Raw genomic sequence first — 17,562 nt, 5'->3', positions numbered from 1 at the left:
CATGAATGTTAACGAATTGGGTACCAAGCCCACCGTATGAACCAGTAATTAAAGCAGTTTTTCCTTCTTGAGTTGTCATAATGAATTCCTCCTAAATAAATCTTTCATAACTCGATTTGTTGAAAATAGTATAGCGGCAATTTAGAAGAATACGAACATCATAAGGCGTCAAATGATTATCAAAAGATGCCATTTGGATAAATAAAAACACAATCTCATATTTGAGATTGTGTTTAGGAACTAAAACATATAGTTTAATTCTTAGTTTGAATTTTCGTCAATAAAATCTTTTAATTTGCGTAAATCTGCTATTGAGAAATGGCCTCGGTATTTTTCGATATTTAAATCACTAATATTAACTATTAAATAATTTTTAGTATCAATGTATGATGGTTTATCTAAATTATATTTTTTCCAGTCAAAAATGGGAAAGTAATGCTTTCGGATATTTTCACTTTTTTCTTTATATTTTGAAGTGATTTTTAGCAGCCAAGCTTTACTGTTTAGTAATTTAATTATTAATACAGGCCTATTTTTTCCTCCAGGCTTATCAATGTAAGCAACATAAATATCTACAATATCATTAGTCCTCATCTAGCCAATCCTCAATTTCTTTTTTGGTTTTAGCTTCTTTGTGGGGGATTTTTGAGATGCTTTGAATTAATTCTCTTGAGGCTTTTTGTTCAGGAGTTTCTTTTAATTCAAATGGGATACCACCAGTTGCCACAACTTTCTTTAAGAACACATTTATTGCGGTAGTGGTATTGAGCCCTATATCTTGAAAAATTCCTTCTGCTTGAAGTGCTAGTGAGGAGTCAACATTAGCTTGAATTTTTTTATATGATTTCATTTTAGTCACAGCCTTTCTTTGATTATTATATCATCTAATAGAATCTGCTGTCATCATCCATACTATTAACAGACATCTTTTTAGAATAAAAACCAAGTAGACATGCTACTTGGTTAGATGGGGGTATCTATTAATGTAAAAGTAAGATAGGGGTTTATAAGATAGAATTATTTTACATTTAGCACAACGAAGTAGATTACGAAAACAATAAACAAAATCCACATCATTGGCGTGATTTCTTTGAAACGCTTGGCTGCGATCATTGATACAGGGTAGACAATCAAACCCCAGCCAAGTCCGTCTGAAATAGAGTATGTAAGAGGCATTCCCAATGCGATTAAGAAACATGGGATGGCAATTTCAAGATCAGTCCAGTGAACGTGTGCCAAGTTTTCGGCCATTAATACCCCAACAATAATTAAAGCGGGTGCTGTAACTTGGGTAGTGAAAACACTCAAAATTGGACTGAAGATAGTTGAAATAAGGAAGAAAATACCAACCCAAACGGCGGTTAAACCGGTACGACCACCAACAGCGATACCAGAACTTGATTCAACGAAGGCACCAACAGGGGAAGTACCAAGCACAGAACCAACTAACATACCTGATGAATCAGCTGCTAGAGCTTCACCAGCACGTGGCATCTTGTTGTCCTTCATCAGACCTGCTTGTTGAACCAAACCAATTAAGGTACCAGTGGTATCAAAGAAAGTAACAAGTAAGAATGTAAAGACAACGATCCACATTTGAACGGTATTAATATCGCCAATATGGAAGACTGCTTGACCAAAAGTTGGAGCAATGCTTGGAACTGAAGAGATAACGCCTTTAGGCATGGGAATTTGACCAGTCACTATGCCAAAAACAGCAGCGGCGATCATTCCGATGAATATGGCACCTGGAACTCTGGCAATCATTAAGAAAATAGTAATGATTAAACCAAAGATAGTGATCCAAACAGTAGGGTTGTTGAGACTACCAATAGTAACTAAGGTAGAATCACTGTTTTGAATCAACTTACCACCTTGCAAACCGATAAAGGCGATGAATAAACCGATACCTGCGGAAATAGCATATTTAATATCGGCAGGGATGGCATCAATGATCATTTCACGTACCTTAAAGACAGTTAGCAAAATGAACAGAATTGATGCAACGAAGACGGCAGCTAAAGCAGTTTGCCACTTAACCTTCATGCCTAAACAAACAGTGTAGGTGAAGAAGGCGTTTAAGCCCAAAGTTGGTGCGGAAGCAATTGGGTAGTTAGCGATAAGCCCCATTACGATACAGGTAAAGGCAGCCGACAATGCAGTAACGGTGAATAGAGCACCTTTATCCATACCGCTGGCACCTAGGACGTTTGGGTTAACGAACAGAATGTATGACATACTTACAAAAGTAGTAAGACCAGCCAATAATTCTGTTTTAAAAGAGGCATTGTTCTCTTTTAAGTGAAAAAACTTACTGATAGAATTCATTTATTCCTCCATAGTCTGTATAATATGAACATTCAATTAGAATTATACTTAAATAGTTAATAATTTCAATAGAATAAAACGACTTTATTCGATTTTGATAATGAATACGCTTTATTTTGAAAAACTCTTGACCTTTACCTTGCGTAAAACCGTATATTTGAATTAGAAAGCAGGTGAAAAGTAATGTCAGAAAGACATGGAATTGGTGAAGTTGCTAAAAAATTGCAAGTAAGTACGCGTACATTACGTTTTTATGATCAAAAAGGGCTACTTAAACCAACTAAGGCAGAAAATGGCTATCGCTTTTATAACGAGGATCAAGTGCAGCAATTACAGGTGATTATTTATTTAAAAGAATTAGGCTTTTCTCTAGCTAAGATAAAAACATTATTGCAGGCTGACCATGCGCAAGAATCGTTGGCTTTATTGGTGAATGCGCAATTGCAGAGTAATAATGAAGAAATAGAAAAGTTTCAGACACAACAGAAGCAACTTCATGATTTGCAAAAAATACTAACCAAACAAAGTAATTTAGAATTAACTGACCTTACGAAGATGATGACTAATGAGACTATTTTAAAGAAGTTCAGAAGAAGAATGTTGGTTTATGGTTTATTGTTAGATGCAATTGAGATTATAGGGATTATTTTAGCTTTCTATTTTGGCAAGCGGGGAAATGATATTGGTGTAATTGCTTCAGTTGGAATAATGTTACTCGTTGTTGTATTTAGTGCATTTAAGCTAAGTCTAAACTATTACAAGGCAGTAGCGTATGTGTGTCCGCATTGTGGGCATACTTTTGTTCCATCGTTTAGAACATTCATGTTTGCGGCACATACGCCAAAGATGAGAAGACTGCGTTGCCCTAATTGTCATGAAAAGTCCTATTGTTTGGAAGTAGGGCGGTAATATTTCCTGGGGAATGAAAAAAAGATTGTCGTTTGAGGCAATCTTTTTTGGTTAATGTCTAATTTTATTGATAATTAAGCCTAGGCAATAGGTAATTAGTATGCCAGCAATCAATGTGATTAAGCCAGAGATAAAAGTTACTTGATTATTATGATATTGCACTGCAATTTTCCCAGAAACTATACCAATAACATTAAAGTAGGTGGTAGGTAACCATGCTGCTGCTTTTTGCAACGGCTCAATCACGGTGCTTGAAACACTTACTCCTATTAACAAAATCAGCGTAATAAATAAGGTAGGAAACTTGTCACGTACGACATTAGAAATTAATTGGATAAAGTTGATGATAAATAATCCCACTAAAAGCTGAAGTACTAGGATTGGCATGATAATTTTTAGCGTTGGTACATACTCGTTAAGTGTTTGTCCGGTTAGATTTTTGTAGAGATAGAATGGATAATTCAGATTACCAGTTTTAAAAATTAGTGTTGCAACTATGAATATTAAAATATTGAGTAGGTAAAAAATACCACCTGCAATGATTATGCCAATTAAATTATCAAATACATATCTGTGATTGTTAGTGATTGGTAATAACGAACTAATATCTGCTTTGTTTTTGTATTTTGAAGTATAGAGTTGGGTCAAAATAAACGTGACTACTAAAATGAATAAAAATGGCAGGTATAGTTGATTTAAATCTAATAAAAATTGAATTCCAGTCACGGGTGGAGTGTCTTCATACGGAAGTGGATGTTTAGTTAAATATTCAAAAAATTTTACATTTTTAGTTAGAGCATTTTTTTCATCGTTGCTGACATTATGATTTTTTAATTGAATATTTTTAGCCAAATTTGCGGCTTTTAGCTGATAGTGATAAACTTCTTGCCAATTTTGTTGCTTGAATGCATTGAGTAGATTCTGACTATCTTTGCGCTGTTTTTTAGTATCTGAAATACTTTGTTTGGTTAAGTTATATGCTTCGCCATTCTTTTTGTAATGCTTTAAGGAATGTTCCATTTGTTCAATAGCGTTATTTTGCATAGCTAAATTTCCCTTAGCTTGATTTTCTAAGGACATACTCCTAGAAGTGGTCGCATTAAGACCGAGCACGATAAAAGAAATTATTAGTAATAATGGTACTGTAATTAGAAAAATGTTATTTTTGAAAACCTTCTTTAGCTGAAATTGAATATAAGCCATTATTTCACCTCATTCATTGTTAAATTCTCTAGTTTTAACTTGGTGACGTTATTTAAATTATTAATTTCGTTTGCATAGTGAGAGGTTAGAATAATGCATTTGTCATTTAAACTGATCAAATCGTTTAATCTACAGTAGAGCTTGTTTCTGTTTTCTTCATCTAAGCCATTGGTAATCTCATCCATTAATAAATATTGGGCATCACTGACTAAGTACATAGCGATAATTAATTTCTGTTTCATCCCTAGAGAATATTTTTTAATGGGTACTTTTGCAAATTGATCTATTCCCCAAAAGCTGAGCTCTGTATCTATATCGTGTTGCGAGTGCCATGAATCTTTCACAAATTGAAGATAATCTAAGCTGTTTAGATTGGGGTCAAGCCAGCTGTTCTCCTCAAAGAAAAATATTTTCTCCTTAATTTGATTAAATGGCAAATTATCAAAAGTGATAGCCCCTTTATAGTTAACTAATTGCGTTAATGCTTTAAGAAAGGTGCTTTTGCCAGCACCATTTTCTGCCATAATTTGATAGATATTTCTAGTTTTAAAAGTAGTCGTAAAACTCTTTAAAATTGGTTGTCTGGTTGTGATAGTTAGGTTTTCAACTTTGATCATAAATATCCTTTCAAAAAAGGCACGGCTGTTGTGCCATGCCTATAAATAATAATTAAATCATACAGGATATTAATCAGCATCGAGTTGTTTTGTATCACATACTATACAAAATCATTTTGGCCAAGTTTTAACTATATCTTGATAGCCATATTTTTTCATTTCGTCTTTAATTTTTTGTGCCTCTTCCTTGTTACCAAGAAATAAATTTTGCAAATATACTGCAGCAATCTTGTAAAGCAAGAAATGTACCGTAGGTTCTAGATTAAGAATATAATCAAATATTTTTTGAACATTTACATTTATGGTTTTTACAGGATTATTTTTCTTATAATATACCGCTAAATAATTCTCGAAGACGCGAAGATATCTTTCTTGTAGTAATTCAGGTATATTATGCTCCTTTTGTACTTTCGCAAGTAGCCTGCCGATAAAAAATGATAAGTCAGATGAATCCCATAGTGGCATTGTATCTGTAAATAATCGCAGTAAATCAGGTCTGGTCATCCAATTTGCTCCTTCATCAAATTCAACGAAAAGCTTTTCTTTTACTTTGGGATCAATTAAGTTTAATTCATCTTTTAGATTAGCTACTGAAATCATAGCTCTCAGTTTTAGAATGCTTGAATTAGATTGAAGAAGAATTTTATGATAATTTTGTTCAATTAGTTCAATTTTTCCACTATTAAAAGCCTGGTTCATCTTTTGATTCAGATCGTTTTCTTTTAATTTAGATTGGGAGCTATAGGTATTGCGAAGCAATTGATAAAAATATGTAATATCAATATCGTGTTCAAATAGAATTTCAGTTAATTTATCGGCGCTGATTCTATTTCTTCCGCTTTCAACTTTAGCGTAAAAGGAGCGAGTTACAACACCTGCACACATTTGCTCTTGAGTAAGATATAATTCATGTCTAATTTGTTTTAATGCCTCACCAATGGTCACAGGACTACCTTCTTTTATTTTTTATTGATGAATAATACTAAAAAAAGGCTAAGTTATCAAAAAACATCGACTATATTCGATAAGATTAATGATTTTTGTATTTATATCGATTATAATCGATAATAAATGAGATAAATCGAACGTGAATTCGGTGCATATGATGGCATTGCGGACAATTATCCAAAATATGTCCTTTCAATGGACAAGTTTGATATGAGTCGCAATGGGATAATTCATCAGAATATTATTGATTTTTTGCTTGAAAAATAACCGCAATAAAAGAGGACTAGTCAAAATTGGCTGGTCCTCTTTTTCAAAATTTAATTATTTCCTTAAAAATTCAACACCCACAGGAAGATCAGGAATACTACAAACAGTACCCACATCATCGGTGTGACTTCCTTGCCACGCTTAGCAGCAAGCATACAGATAGGGTAGGTGATCATGCCCCATGATAAACCGTCTGAAATTGAGTAAGTAAGAGGCATCCCTAAAATAATCAAGAATGCAGGAACTGCAATTTCCAACTTGTTCCAATGAATATGAGCAGTATTTTGTGCCATTAATACTCCAACAATGATTAAGGCAGGAGCAGTAACTTGGCTAGTGAAAACACCAAGCAATGGACTGAAAATCATTGAGATTAAGAAAAAGATCGCTACAAAAACTGCGGTTAAACCGGTACGGCCACCAACGGCGATACCAGCACTTGATTCAACGAAGGCACCAACAGGTGAAGTACCAAGGATTGAACCAACAGCCATCGCACTTGAGTCAGCTGCTAAGGCCTTACCTACACGTGGCATCTTGTTGTTCTTCATGAAACCAGCTTGTTGAGCAAGTCCGATTAAGGTACCTGCAGTATCGAAGAAAGTAACAAGCAGGAATGTTAAGACAACAACCCACATTTGCACGGAGTTGATGTCCTTTACGTGGAAAATAGCTTGACCAAAGGTTGGAGCTAAGCTAGGTGCGGTAGAAATCACCTTGTGTGGCAATGCAATTTGCCCAGTGCAGATCCCGAAGATAGCGGCAAGAACCATTCCGATAAAGATTGCACCAGGAACGTTCAAGATCATCAAAATGACAGTTACTAGCAAACCAAAGATAGTGATCCAAACGAGGGGATCGTGTAATGATCCTAAACCTACCAAAGTTGATTTATTAGCAACGATCAATTTACCATTTTGTAAACCTAAAAAGGCAATGAATAAGCCGATCCCAGAAGAAATGGCAAACTTTAAGTCAGCTGGAATTGAATCAATGATCTTTTCTCTTAATTTGAATAAAGTAATTAAGATGAAAATAATTGATGCAACGAAAACTGAAGCCAAGGCTGTTTCCCATGAAACATGCATTCCAATACATACGGTGTAAGCAAAGAAGGCATTGATTCCCAAAGCTGGTGCCTCACCGATTGGGTAGTTGGCAACGATCCCCATGATTGCAGTACCAAGAGCGGCAGCTAAAGCAGTAGCGGTGAAGACTGCACCGGTATTCATACCGCTGGCGCCCAGTACGCTAGGGTTAACAAACAAAATATAGGACATGCTGATAAAGGTAGTTAAACCAGCAATAAATTCAGTTCGAATGTTGGTTTTGTACTTATCCAATTGAAAGTAGCTTTTTATAAAATTCATTTTATCTCCCCAAAATATTGTTCGTGTTTTAACTTCTTGAACACAACTCTTATACTTTAGCATTGATAAATAAATTTGTAAACGCGAATTATTTTAATGATTACTTGGGCATTTATTGCAATTTATCTTTAAATGATAGGAAATGCATTTAATTGAATCAGCTTTCATTAGCATAAACAAAGCATTATCCTAGGATATAAGAATTAAAAAAGAAATAAAGGTGAAAGAATGTCCGCACAACTTATTTTTTCAGATCTTGATGGCACATTAATTAATGATGATTTAAAGGTAACCGTCGCAACGCGGGATGCAATTCGTAGACAAATTATTAATGGTAATATTTTCGTTCCTGCATCAGCACGTCTTCCTAAAGGGATGATGACAGTGGTTAATCAAATTTTGAAAGTTTGTCCGTTTATCGCCTATAACGGTGCTTTAGCCCTTGATGAAACAGGCAAAGTACTAATCAGCCGTTTTTTTAATGCAAAAGAAGCAGCTGAAATTTGCCGCTACGTTGATGAGCAAGATAATGATGCAGCTTGGAATATCTATAGCGGCTATGTTTGGTATTGCAGTGAACAAAAGAGTCCAAGAGTTGAACATGAAGAAAGTATTGTGAAAGTTCAAGCCACACCAACTACGATTGAACAAATTGCTAAACTGCAAGGCGTGCACAAAGGCTTAATTATGGGTGAACCTGAAGATCTTGATCGGATGCAGGCGGAATTAACTGCTAAATATCCTGATTTGACTTTTGTTAGATCTTCCAAGATTTTACTAGAAATAGTTTTAAAAGGTGTAAGTAAAGCCAGTGCAGTCAAAATAGTTGCTCAAGAATATGGCGTAGACTTGCAAAATTGCATTGCTTTTGGCGATAACTATAACGATGAAGATATGTTGGAAGAAGTGGGGTATCCATTTTTAATGGGTAATGCCCCAGCAGAACTAAAACAAAAATTTGCTCCGGCACAAATTACTGCTGATAACAATCATGATGGGGTTGCGAAGGCATTAGCAAAAATTGAATAAATAAAAATCGCATAGAAGCTCTATGCGATTTATTATTTCCTGGGAAATTATTGTTTGTCTTTTTCAAAGATGTAGCTAACGAAGCCAAAGGCTACGATAACTAATCCAGCAATGATCCAGCCCATAGTTGAAAATTTAGATCCGATTAAAAGTAATAGGGCAACCAGGAGAATATAAATAGTATCAAGTCCAATTGTCAGTTGCTTATATTTGCTTCCTAATTTTTTCAATAGAGAAGAACGGTATCTGGTTAGTAATTGCCGTCCAATAAGATAGATGACAACAAGGGTGTAGATTGCTGGAGTAATAAAATTAAATTGTTTTTGAAAATATAGAATCCATTCAATGATTAAGAGAATAACTAATATTGCATAGGCAAAGTTATCGGTTATTCTTTTTAGTTTAGTCAACTTTTTCTTTTGAGCGATGATTGCGACAATGCCCAAAATTAAGCAAACTATGATAAGTGGGAAAAACCATTGTCCACCGGTTACGGTTGATAACATAAAAACTCCTCCTTTAAACACATTTTTTCAAATTATACAAAAATAAAGCGAAAAATTCACTGTAAACAAAAAATCATTCAAAATGCATTCGTACGCAAATTGAATGTTTTTATTTATGCTTCGATTTGAATATCGGTTGGCTTTTTCCAATCTGCAGGCAACTTGCCCATTTCTTTTAATTTGTCAGTGATTTGATCCAAGACTATTTGCTTATCAGCTGGATTAGCCATGAAGTCAAGCTTATCACCATCAATTTCCATCTTAGGTGAGTAGTCGTAATTATCGTACCATGGCTTGTAGTAGCGCAACAAACGCTTGTAATAGTCTTCCAAGGTTGAATCATAGCTCAGCTGCTCGTAAGGACGGCCACGTTTTTGAATTCGCTTGATCATCGTATCATAAGAAACATTAATGTGAACGAGCAAGTCAGGATTCTTCTTAGGCATCCGTTTTAGTTCGCTCATCATATTGTGCAATAACTCATAGTAAGTATCGACTTCTTCAGAAGTAGCACGGCCGATATCAGCGTTCATTTGGAAGAATAAGGCGTCTTCATAGATAGAACGATCTAAGACGTTATTATCTTCAGTGAGCGCGTCTTTAATGCTGTGGAAGCGTGTGTTCAAGAAATATACTTGCAATAAGAATGCATATTTTTTAGGGTCAGCGTAAAAAAGTGGCAAAACTGGATTGTCATCAACACTTTCATAGAAAGGCTTAGTCCCTAAATATTTAGATAAAATACCTGTTAAACTGGATTTACCGGCTCCAATTGGCCCGCTTAAAACAATAACTGTCATCACGTTCCTTCTTTTTCTTATAAGTTGCCGATTTCATGCAACTTTTCATCAATTTCTTTAAGTACTTGTTTTTGTGCATCCATGTTGGTAACAAAATCAAGTTTGTCGCCATTGATTTCTATCTTTGGTGAGGCATGATAATTTTCATACCATGGTTTGTAGTACTTTAAAAGTCTTGCGTAATAATCTTTCAAACCTGGATCAGTGCTGATTTGCTCAAATGAACGACCGCGCTTCTTGATTCGGTTAAGCATAGTATCAAGGGAGACATGAATGTAAATCAGTAAGTCAGGCTTCTTACTTGGATTGCCAGGAGTGTCTTCCATCATGTTGTCGAGTAAGTCATCGTAGATCTTGAACTCGGTTGGATCAGCGACCTTGCTATCGGCGTTCATCTTGAAAAACAGTGCATCTTCATAGATAGAACGATCGGAGACACTGTTTTTTTCTTGAATTGCTTGATTGATCTGTGCTAAACGGTGGTTAAGGAGGTAAGTGTTAAGCAAAAAAGTGTAACGCTTCATGTCCTTGTAGTATAAAGGCAATACGGGATTGTTATCAACGCCCTCATAGAATGCCTGAGTCCCTAAATGTTCAGCTAGAATACTGGTTAAACTGGATTTACCGGCTCCAATTGGCCCACTTAAAACAATAACTTGAATCACATTCTTTCTTAAATACCATATGTAGACAATTATTAAGTTTAATACGATATGTTGTGGCACACAAGTGATTTTTTGATTATGTTTCACATCTAAAAGTCAAGGGTAGAAATAAAAAATCGAATAGGAATGAAACATAATTCAATAAAAAACTGAATTATGCTTCATTTTTTATATAAAAATGCAATTTTGTGAAGTATATTTCATTGTAGATACAGGCTGCTAAATAAAAAAACTAGGTCTTCCACGATTGTAGAAAGCCTAGCTTTTTCTATGCTGATAATTAAATTATTGTTTTTAGTTCTTGTATTTGTCGTCTAATTCTTGTGCGGCAGCCTCGTCTACGATCACCGTTACATCTGGGTGTTTTTGCAAAATTGATGCAGGTACTTCTTCAGTGACTTTGCCTTCAATCATTTTCTTGATTGCGTGAGCTTTCTTTTCACCAAAAGCCATCAAAACAATCTTCTTAGATTGCATAATATTAGCAGTACCCATGCAGATGGCACTCTTTGGCACTTCATCGATACTGTCAAAGAAGCGAGCATTAGCCTTGATAGTATTTTCGGTTAACTTAACTTCATGAGTGCCGATGTTGAATGGAGTGCCTGGTTCGTTAAAGGCAATGTGACCATTGCGGCCGATTCCTAATAGTTGAATGTCGATAGGATTGTCTTTGATAATTTGATCATAGTCTTTACAAAAAGCATCAACGTCTTTTGCCATACCGTCAGGAACGTAAGTCTTCTTAAATGGCTTCTTGTCAAATAAATGCTTTTGCATGAAGTAGTGGTAGCTTTGAGGATTATCTGGGGTTAAACCAACGTATTCATCGAGGTTAATGCTGGTAAGATTTTCACAGTTAAGATCGCTTTTTACCCAGTTTTGGTAAAGTGTTTCAGGGGTTGAGCCGGTTGCCAAACCTAAGACTTTAGCACCGTTCTTGATTCCTTTTTCAAAAATTTCAAATGCTTTTGCTCCACCTTGAATTTTATTTTCGGTAACAATAACTTTCATAATTAAGACCTCCTCATTTACTGGTCTAGTCCATTATAAAATGGAATAGACCATTTTGTCAATTGGTTGATAAAAATAATTACGAATCAATTATGTTAAAATTTGAACATAAGGAAGTGAACGAGGATGAATTTTGAAAAACTAACAGGTTTAGGAATTGGCAGCTGGGGTTTGGGTGAAGATCCTAAAAAGAAAAAAGATGAAATAGCAGCTATTCGCTATGGCCTTGATCATGGCTTGAGTGTAATTGATACAGCCGAAATGTATGGGGATGGCCAAAGCGAAGAGCTAATTGGTGAAGCGATTAAAGGATATGATCGCGAAAAATTATTTTTGATTTCAAAATTCTACCCCTATCATGCAACGCCAAAACTAGAACGTCAGAGTCTAGAAGCCAGTCTAAAACGCCTTGGAACAGATCATCTGGATCTTTATCTATTACACTGGCGGGGTAGTCACCGCTTGTCTGATACGATCCGCGGCTTACAAGCATTACAAAAAGATGGCTTGATCCGTTATTGGGGTGTATCCAACTTTGATACGGCTGATATGCAGGAGCTTTTTACAGTGCCAGGTGGAGAAGAATGCTTTGCTAATGAAGACTTATACAATATCAGTGAACGTGGGACAGAATTTGATCTGCAAGCTTGGCAAGAAGAGCACGGTGTAAACTTTATTGGGTATTCACCATTTAATTCAGGCAAGGGCAACACAATTCGAATTACGCGTAATTTGAAAATTGTTGCACGTGATCATGGCGTTACGCCTCATCAAATAATGCTAGCTTGGACGATGCGCAATGGCAATGTTTTAACGATTCCTAAGGCAAGTAGTGTAGAACACATGAAGGAAAATATTGCAACACAAAAGATTAAACTTACAGATGATGAGCTTAGATTGCTTAACAGTGATTTTCCAATGCCAACTGAAAAAACGCCGTTAGCTGTTATTTAGTACAAGATATAGTAAGATTATCACATATAATCACTATATCTTGTGGATAACTATGTGGACATGTGTAAAAAAAGGCTGTTTCATGTGAAACAACCTTTTTTTCTTATTTCGATTTGATGTAGTTAACCCCATCTGCGGCAGGTGCAACTGACTTGCCGAGGAAGAGGACCAAAACGATGATTGTAATAACGTAAGGTGCAATCTGCATGTAAACGGATGGAATTTGATCGATTCCTGGCAGTTGATGTCCAATAATACTTAAGCTTTGAGCAAAACCAAAGAAAAGGGATGAGAGCATTGCACCGATTGGATTCCATTTACCAAATATAACGGCAGCTAAAGTCATGAATCCTTGTCCAACGATAGTAGAAACAGAGAAGTTACCAGATATTGCTTGAGCAAAGACGGCACCGCCAAGACCTGCCATAAAGCCGGAAATTAATACACCTGCATAACGCATGCCATAGACATTGATTCCCATTGTGTCAGCTGCTTGAGGATTTTCACCACATGAACGTAAGCGTAGGCCAAAGCGAGTCTTATATAAAATCCACCACATCAAAATAGCAAGAATAATGGCAATCCAAGCAGGGGCAGAGGTGTTTTTGAAGAAGATTGGCCCAACGATGGGAATGCTGCTTAAACCAGGAAAGCTGAAGTAGCCGAAGTTAGCGGTGATATTTTCAGTTTGGCCTTTATCATAAATTGCTTTGATCAAGAAAACACCTAAAGGTGGTGCCATGATGTTCAGCACTGTTCCGGAAATGACATGATCAGCGTGAAAATTGATTGTGGCAACAGCGTGAAGCAATGAAAAAATCAAACCAACAATTCCGCCGACTAGAGTGCCAAGCCAAGGAGTAGCTGCACCAAAAGTTGAAGCGAAAGTTAGGTTGAAGACAATCGCCGCAAAGGCTCCCATGGTCATGATACCCTCCAGGCCAATATTAACAATCCCAGAGTTTTCACTGTAAACACCACCAAGAGAAGCTAGGATTAGAGGCGCAGAATAAACTAAAGTGGATGAAACAATTAACGCCATCATTGTAACGAAATTCATTATTTTTCTCCTTCGATTACTTTTCTACCTGGACCATCAACACCATTGTTGGGTCCTTTTTCTTTTCTGGTTGGAATGTAGTAATCACTGCGGTTCTTCTTAGTTTTAAAAAGCAAACCAATGACATAATTGATAGCGATGAAGAAAATGATGGCAGCAATTACGATAGATACGATTTCATAAGGAATACCGGCAATAGTTTGCATGCCCAAACCACCAATTTTTAAAATTGAGAAAAGAAGTGAAGCTAATAAAATACCAATTGCAGTTCCACCACCAAGTAAGGCAACTGAAAGCCCGTCCCAGCCAATATCCAAACTAGTTGTTTGAGTGAAGTAGTTTTGGTAGGTACCAAGTCCTTGTACTACACCGCCTAAGCCAGAAAATGCACCTGAAAGTAACATTGAAATAATAATATTCTTTTTAGAAGACATCCCGGCATAGCGACTAGCAAAAGGATTGAGTCCAACTGCCTTGATTTCAAAACCAACGGTAGTTTTTTTCATTAAATACCAATAAAAAATAAGTCCAATTATTGCTAAGAAAATACCAGCATTGATTCGCGAATCACCAAACATGCTAGTTAACCAGTTAAGCTTTAAGCTGCCATTGGCTGGAATTGTTTTAGTAGTATCGGTATCAATTCTTAATTTTGAGGACATTACTTGTTGCATTAAATATTGACAAGTATAGAGCACAATATAGTTAAGCATGATAGTAGTAATTACTTCATTAGTTCCAAATTGAGCTCTTAAATAGCCAGCAATTCCTGCCACAATAGCACCAGCTATAGCGCCTGCAATAATAGCTAAAGGCAATAATACTGGCTTAGGCAATTGAGGATTGGCCAATACAATCCAAATAGAAGTCAACCAACCAGCTTGTGCTTGACCTGGCAAACCGATGTTAAAAAAGCCAGCTTTTGAGGCAATTGCAAAACCGATAGCAATAAAAATTAATGGCGTAGCTTCACGAATAGTTTCACCAATACCATTCATATTGCCCAGTGCGCTAGAGAACATGGAGCTGTATGCTTGAAAAGGATTATAGCTCCAAATCAGCATGATAATAGCACCAACTATAAAACCAGCAATTACTGAGATAACTGGTACTAGAATATTTTTGACTTTAGGTGTAACTTTAATCAATTGTTGCATCTTCTTTCTTAACACCGGTCATTAAAAGACCTAGTTCTTGATCTGTAGTTTTTTCAGGTAATACTTCGCCTGAAATTTGACCATCATGCAAAACAGCAATCCGGTCAGATAATTGCATAATTTCATCAAGTTCATATGAAATTAATAGGATAGCTTTTCCTGCTGCTCTTTGAGCTAAAAGCTGCTTATGAATATACTCAATTGCACCAACATCTAAACCGCGAGTGGGCTGGAATGCAATGATTAGATCGCTGTTTCTATTTAATTCTCTAGCGATAATTGCTTTTTGCTGGTTACCTCCCGATAGGTCGCTAGCTGGCAATGCAGGGCTAGTAGTTCGAATATCGAATTTTTTAATTAAATCTACGGCATGCTTCAAGATTGCTTGATGATTAATGATGCCATGATTAGAGAAGGGACGTTGGTAGTAAGTTTGCAGCGCTAAGTTATCAGCTAATGACATGTGAAGAATTAAGCCATATTTTTGCCGGTCTGCAGGAATATGCGCTACGCCAGCTTCGGTGATTTTGCGAACTTTTTGGTTGGTTAAATTTTGACCATTAATTAAAATTTGCCCTGACTTAACATGGCGTAAACCAGTGATTGCTTCAACCAGTTCATCTTGTCCATTGCCGTCAATTCCGGCTAGCCCTAAAATTTCACCTCCACGGATTGAAAGGGAAAGGTCTTTAACGCTTAAGGCACCGTGATTTCCTTTTACCTGTAAGTTTTTGATTGCTAGAATTTGCTTGCCCAAGTTAGGTGCTGGTTTGGTTAGCTTCATGTTGACATGCCGCCCCACCATTAATTCGGCTAACCGCTCATCACTAACTTGATCAACAGCAAAAGTACCAACATCGTGACCACGTCTGATAACTGTAACTCGATCTGCAACAGCCTTGATTTCTTCTAATTTATGAGTGATCAAAATGATTGATTTGCCTTCTTTAGCTAAATTTTTGAGTACTTTAATAAATTCAGAAATTTCTTGTGGGGTTAAAACAGCAGTTGGTTCATCAAAAATTAAAATATCTGCACCACGATAAAGTACCTTTAGAATCTCAACTCTTTGCTGTTGGGCGACAGTAATGCTAGAGATTTTGGCATCTGGATTAATAGCAAAGCCATATTTTTGTGCAAGAGCTAGGACCTGTTTTCTTGCCTTTTTCAGATCGATAACGGGTCCCTTAGTTGATTCATGTCCTAGAATAATATTTTCTAAAACGGTAAATGAATCCATAAGCATGAAATGCTGGTGTACCATCCCAATGCCTAATTTTTTAGCGACGGTTGGATCTTTAATATTTACTTTTTGATTATTAACCAGAATTTCACCGCTTGTTGGTTCAAGCAAGCCGGATAAAATTCTCATTAAGGTAGATTTACCCGCGCCATTTTCGCCAAGCAAAGCCAAAATTTCACCTTGATAGAGCGTAAGGTTAATATCGTCATTTGCCTTGAAACCATCGAAATCTTTGACAATATGACGCATCTCGATTACTTTATTTCTCTGTTCTTTCATGTAAATAAATACTTCCTTAATTAACTATAGAAAAACTCTTCGCTAAAAAACGAAGAGTTCTCAAAATACTAAGCAGCTGAATTACTTAGTTGGAGCAGTAGCAACCTTGATCTTGCCATCAATAATTTGTTGACGAGCCTTTTGTACTGCTGCCCAAGTTTTAGCGTTTAAATTACCTTTGGTGATTGAAACCCCATTACCCTTTAAGCTGTAAACTAAGTGCTTACCACCAGGGAATTTACCATTGTAGGCATCATTAGCAATTGACTTAGTAGCAACATCTAAGCCCTTTAAGACGGAAGTTAAAGTGAAGTTCTCTTTCTTACCATCTTTTGACTTGTAGTTACCTAGGTTAGATTGGTCAACGTCAACTCCGATTACCCAAACCTTTTTAGCTGCTGGACGGGCTTGGTTGTAATCTTTTCCTTCTTGGAAAACACCGTTACCTGCGTTACCGGCTGCTTGGTAAATAATATCAGCGCGGTTAGCATACATTGATTGAGCGATTGATTTAGCCTTATCGGTTGAAGTGAAGTTACCGATGTATTGGGTTTGAACTGAAATCTTCTTGTGAAGAGCTTTAGCACCGTCAGCAACACCTTGCTTAAAGCCGGCTTCGAATAAATCAATAATAGATGACTTAGCACCGCCAATGAAACCTACTTTGTTGGTTTTAGTGGTGTAAGCTGCGGCCAATCCGCCAAGATAAGAAGCTTGATTGCTTTCAAAGGTGGCAGAAGCGACGTTCTTAATCCCAGAGTCAACGCTATCAATGATAACGAAATTCTTTTTAGGATTCTTCTTGGCTGCTTGCTTGACTGCGTCGGCTAATTGATAGCCAACACCGAAAATGGTTTGGTAGCCGGCTGTAGCGGCTTGATCAAAGTTAGGAGTGAAGTCTGCGGCACTGCTAGACTGGAAGTATTGATAACCACCTTTTCCTTGTTTTAAACCATGTTCCTTGCCGTATGCTTTAAATCCTGACCATGCAGCTTGGTTAAATGAATGATCATCAACACCATTTTCATCTGTGATTAGGGCAATGCCATGTTTAGTATCTTTGTTGGCTGATTGACCAGACTTTTTACCCGAACAAGCAGTTAGAATCAAGCCAACTGATGCTAAAACGACACCAAATGATAAAATTTTCTTGAACTTTACGTTCATTATTTCTGTCCTCCACAATATTAATACCGAACAATTTATAAATAAG

At 36.4% G+C, this 17,562-nt stretch carries 18 protein-coding genes and 1 pseudogene; 4 read left to right on the top strand and 15 right to left on the bottom strand.

What is annotated here, in order from left to right; translation table 11 throughout:
- Positions 1-261: 261 nt before the first annotated feature.
- From CP352_RS04445 to CP352_RS04435, 3 genes are all read right to left on the bottom strand, one after another.
- Positions 262-594 carry a hypothetical protein gene (locus CP352_RS04445; RefSeq protein WP_013087080.1) on the bottom strand — a complete coding sequence of 111 codons (333 nt, stop codon included), beginning with the start codon at positions 592-594 and terminating at the stop codon, positions 262-264.
- Positions 584-850, bottom strand: coding sequence for a type II toxin-antitoxin system RelB/DinJ family antitoxin (locus CP352_RS04440; RefSeq protein ID WP_005720719.1), 267 nt, complete (start codon positions 848-850; stop codon positions 584-586). Before CP352_RS04440 ends, CP352_RS04445 begins: the two co-directional genes overlap by 11 nt.
- 167 nt (positions 851-1,017) lie before the next feature.
- Positions 1,018-2,328: an NCS2 family permease gene (locus tag CP352_RS04435; protein WP_089145298.1), complete on the bottom strand. Its 1,311-nt coding sequence runs from the start codon at positions 2,326-2,328 to the stop codon at positions 1,018-1,020.
- Positions 2,329-2,511: 183 nt separating this feature from the next.
- Between CP352_RS04435 and CP352_RS04430 the strand changes: the two genes are divergently transcribed.
- On the top strand, positions 2,512-3,237 hold the full coding sequence (locus CP352_RS04430; RefSeq protein WP_089142941.1) for a MerR family transcriptional regulator: 726 nt from the start codon (positions 2,512-2,514) through the stop codon (positions 3,235-3,237).
- A 51-nt stretch (positions 3,238-3,288) separates the two neighbouring features.
- Here CP352_RS04430 and CP352_RS04425 read toward each other — a convergent pair whose 3' ends face one another.
- The 3 genes from CP352_RS04425 to CP352_RS04415 all read right to left on the bottom strand — a co-directional run bounded on the left by CP352_RS04425 (position 3,289) and on the right by CP352_RS04415 (position 6,002).
- A complete protein-coding gene (locus tag CP352_RS04425) occupies positions 3,289-4,440 on the bottom strand; it encodes an ABC transporter permease (protein WP_057726317.1) in 1,152 nt (383 codons plus the stop codon).
- A complete protein-coding gene (locus CP352_RS04420) occupies positions 4,440-5,057 on the bottom strand; it encodes an ATP-binding cassette domain-containing protein (RefSeq protein ID WP_089142942.1) in 618 nt (205 codons plus the stop codon). Before CP352_RS04420 ends, CP352_RS04425 begins: the two co-directional genes overlap by 1 nt.
- Before the next feature lie 111 nt (positions 5,058-5,168).
- Positions 5,169-6,002 carry a helix-turn-helix domain-containing protein gene (locus CP352_RS04415; RefSeq protein WP_089145297.1) on the bottom strand — a complete coding sequence of 278 codons (834 nt, stop codon included), beginning with the start codon at positions 6,000-6,002 and terminating at the stop codon, positions 5,169-5,171.
- Positions 6,003-6,137: 135 nt separating this feature from the next.
- Between CP352_RS04415 and CP352_RS11545 the strand changes: the two are divergent.
- A pseudogene (locus CP352_RS11545) lies at positions 6,138-6,272 on the top strand (ATPase); the annotation flags it as partial.
- 62 nt (positions 6,273-6,334) lie between these two features.
- Here the strand turns inward: CP352_RS11545 and CP352_RS04405 are convergent.
- Positions 6,335-7,642, bottom strand: a complete 1,308-nt coding sequence (locus CP352_RS04405) for an NCS2 family permease (protein WP_005719937.1) — start codon at positions 7,640-7,642, stop codon at positions 6,335-6,337.
- 228 nt (positions 7,643-7,870) lie between these two features.
- Here CP352_RS04405 and CP352_RS04400 point away from each other — a divergent pair, with 228 nt between their 5' ends.
- Positions 7,871-8,671: a Cof-type HAD-IIB family hydrolase gene (locus tag CP352_RS04400; protein WP_089145296.1), complete on the top strand. Its 801-nt coding sequence runs from the start codon at positions 7,871-7,873 to the stop codon at positions 8,669-8,671.
- Between the two features lie 47 nt (positions 8,672-8,718).
- On the opposite strand, the gene CP352_RS04395 is transcribed toward CP352_RS04400, so the two are convergent.
- The 4 genes from CP352_RS04395 to nagB form a co-directional block, all read right to left on the bottom strand.
- A complete protein-coding gene (locus CP352_RS04395) occupies positions 8,719-9,177 on the bottom strand; it encodes a hypothetical protein (protein ID WP_089143196.1) in 459 nt (152 codons plus the stop codon).
- 113 nt (positions 9,178-9,290) lie between these two features.
- Complete coding sequence (locus CP352_RS04390) at positions 9,291-9,977, bottom strand: deoxynucleoside kinase (protein ID WP_013087073.1); 687 nt, start codon at positions 9,975-9,977, stop codon at positions 9,291-9,293.
- 17 nt (positions 9,978-9,994) lie between these two features.
- Positions 9,995-10,642: a deoxynucleoside kinase gene (locus tag CP352_RS04385; RefSeq protein ID WP_089143197.1), complete on the bottom strand. Its 648-nt coding sequence runs from the start codon at positions 10,640-10,642 to the stop codon at positions 9,995-9,997.
- A 294-nt stretch (positions 10,643-10,936) separates the two neighbouring features.
- The gene (gene nagB, locus CP352_RS04380; protein ID WP_089143198.1) at positions 10,937-11,656 is read right to left on the bottom strand and encodes a glucosamine-6-phosphate deaminase; all 720 of its coding nucleotides are present in this window, start codon (positions 11,654-11,656) and stop codon (positions 10,937-10,939) included.
- A gap of 126 nt (positions 11,657-11,782) precedes the next feature.
- Between nagB and CP352_RS04375 the strand changes: the two genes are divergently transcribed.
- Positions 11,783-12,610: an aldo/keto reductase gene (locus CP352_RS04375; protein WP_013087072.1), complete on the top strand. Its 828-nt coding sequence runs from the start codon at positions 11,783-11,785 to the stop codon at positions 12,608-12,610.
- Positions 12,611-12,713: 103 nt separating this feature from the next.
- Here CP352_RS04375 and CP352_RS04370 read toward each other — a convergent pair whose 3' ends face one another.
- From CP352_RS04370 to CP352_RS04355, 4 genes are all read right to left on the bottom strand, one after another.
- Positions 12,714-13,670: an ABC transporter permease gene (locus CP352_RS04370; RefSeq protein WP_089146662.1), complete on the bottom strand. Its 957-nt coding sequence runs from the start codon at positions 13,668-13,670 to the stop codon at positions 12,714-12,716.
- Positions 13,670-14,818, bottom strand: a complete 1,149-nt coding sequence (locus tag CP352_RS04365) for an ABC transporter permease (RefSeq protein WP_005726928.1) — start codon at positions 14,816-14,818, stop codon at positions 13,670-13,672. The genes CP352_RS04370 and CP352_RS04365 overlap by 1 nt, the downstream gene beginning before the upstream one ends.
- Positions 14,811-16,349, bottom strand: a complete 1,539-nt coding sequence (locus tag CP352_RS04360) for an ABC transporter ATP-binding protein (RefSeq protein WP_023487779.1) — start codon at positions 16,347-16,349, stop codon at positions 14,811-14,813. The genes CP352_RS04365 and CP352_RS04360 overlap by 8 nt, the downstream gene beginning before the upstream one ends.
- An 81-nt stretch (positions 16,350-16,430) precedes the next feature.
- A complete protein-coding gene (locus CP352_RS04355) occupies positions 16,431-17,516 on the bottom strand; it encodes a BMP family protein (protein WP_013087069.1) in 1,086 nt (361 codons plus the stop codon).
- Positions 17,517-17,562: the final 46 nt, after the last annotated feature.

The organism is Lactobacillus sp. UMNPBX1, assembly GCF_002554085.1.
GTDB lineage: Bacteria > Bacillota > Bacilli > Lactobacillales > Lactobacillaceae > Lactobacillus > Lactobacillus crispatus.
The sequence above is the reverse complement of the archived record's forward strand: the minus strand, read 5'-3'. Positions and strand labels throughout refer to the sequence as shown.

What these genes read in the sequence shown, in the direction of transcription:
- CP352_RS04435 (WP_089145298.1), bottom strand. Translation starts at nt 2,328, where the DNA reads ATGAATTCTATCAGTAAGTTTTTTCACTTAAAAGAGAACAATGCCTCT.
- CP352_RS04425 (WP_057726317.1), bottom strand. Translation starts at nt 4,440, where the DNA reads ATGGCTTATATTCAATTTCAGCTAAAGAAGGTTTTCAAAAATAACATT.
- CP352_RS04390 (WP_013087073.1), bottom strand. Translation starts at nt 9,977, where the DNA reads ATGACAGTTATTGTTTTAAGCGGGCCAATTGGAGCCGGTAAATCCAGT.
- CP352_RS04440 (WP_005720719.1), bottom strand. Translation starts at nt 850, where the DNA reads ATGAAATCATATAAAAAAATTCAAGCTAATGTTGACTCCTCACTAGCA.
- CP352_RS04420 (WP_089142942.1), bottom strand. Translation starts at nt 5,057, where the DNA reads ATGATCAAAGTTGAAAACCTAACTATCACAACCAGACAACCAATTTTA.
- CP352_RS04360 (WP_023487779.1), bottom strand. Translation starts at nt 16,349, where the DNA reads ATGAAAGAACAGAGAAATAAAGTAATCGAGATGCGTCATATTGTCAAA.
- CP352_RS04370 (WP_089146662.1), bottom strand. Translation starts at nt 13,670, where the DNA reads ATGAATTTCGTTACAATGATGGCGTTAATTGTTTCATCCACTTTAGTT.
- nagB (WP_089143198.1), bottom strand. Translation starts at nt 11,656, where the DNA reads ATGAAAGTTATTGTTACCGAAAATAAAATTCAAGGTGGAGCAAAAGCA.
- CP352_RS04375 (WP_013087072.1), top strand. Translation starts at nt 11,783, where the DNA reads ATGAATTTTGAAAAACTAACAGGTTTAGGAATTGGCAGCTGGGGTTTG.
- CP352_RS04405 (WP_005719937.1), bottom strand. Translation starts at nt 7,642, where the DNA reads ATGAATTTTATAAAAAGCTACTTTCAATTGGATAAGTACAAAACCAAC.
- CP352_RS04355 (WP_013087069.1), bottom strand. Translation starts at nt 17,516, where the DNA reads ATGAACGTAAAGTTCAAGAAAATTTTATCATTTGGTGTCGTTTTAGCA.
- CP352_RS04395 (WP_089143196.1), bottom strand. Translation starts at nt 9,177, where the DNA reads ATGTTATCAACCGTAACCGGTGGACAATGGTTTTTCCCACTTATCATA.
- CP352_RS04430 (WP_089142941.1), top strand. Translation starts at nt 2,512, where the DNA reads ATGTCAGAAAGACATGGAATTGGTGAAGTTGCTAAAAAATTGCAAGTA.
- CP352_RS04400 (WP_089145296.1), top strand. Translation starts at nt 7,871, where the DNA reads ATGTCCGCACAACTTATTTTTTCAGATCTTGATGGCACATTAATTAAT.
- CP352_RS04445 (WP_013087080.1), bottom strand. Translation starts at nt 594, where the DNA reads ATGAGGACTAATGATATTGTAGATATTTATGTTGCTTACATTGATAAG.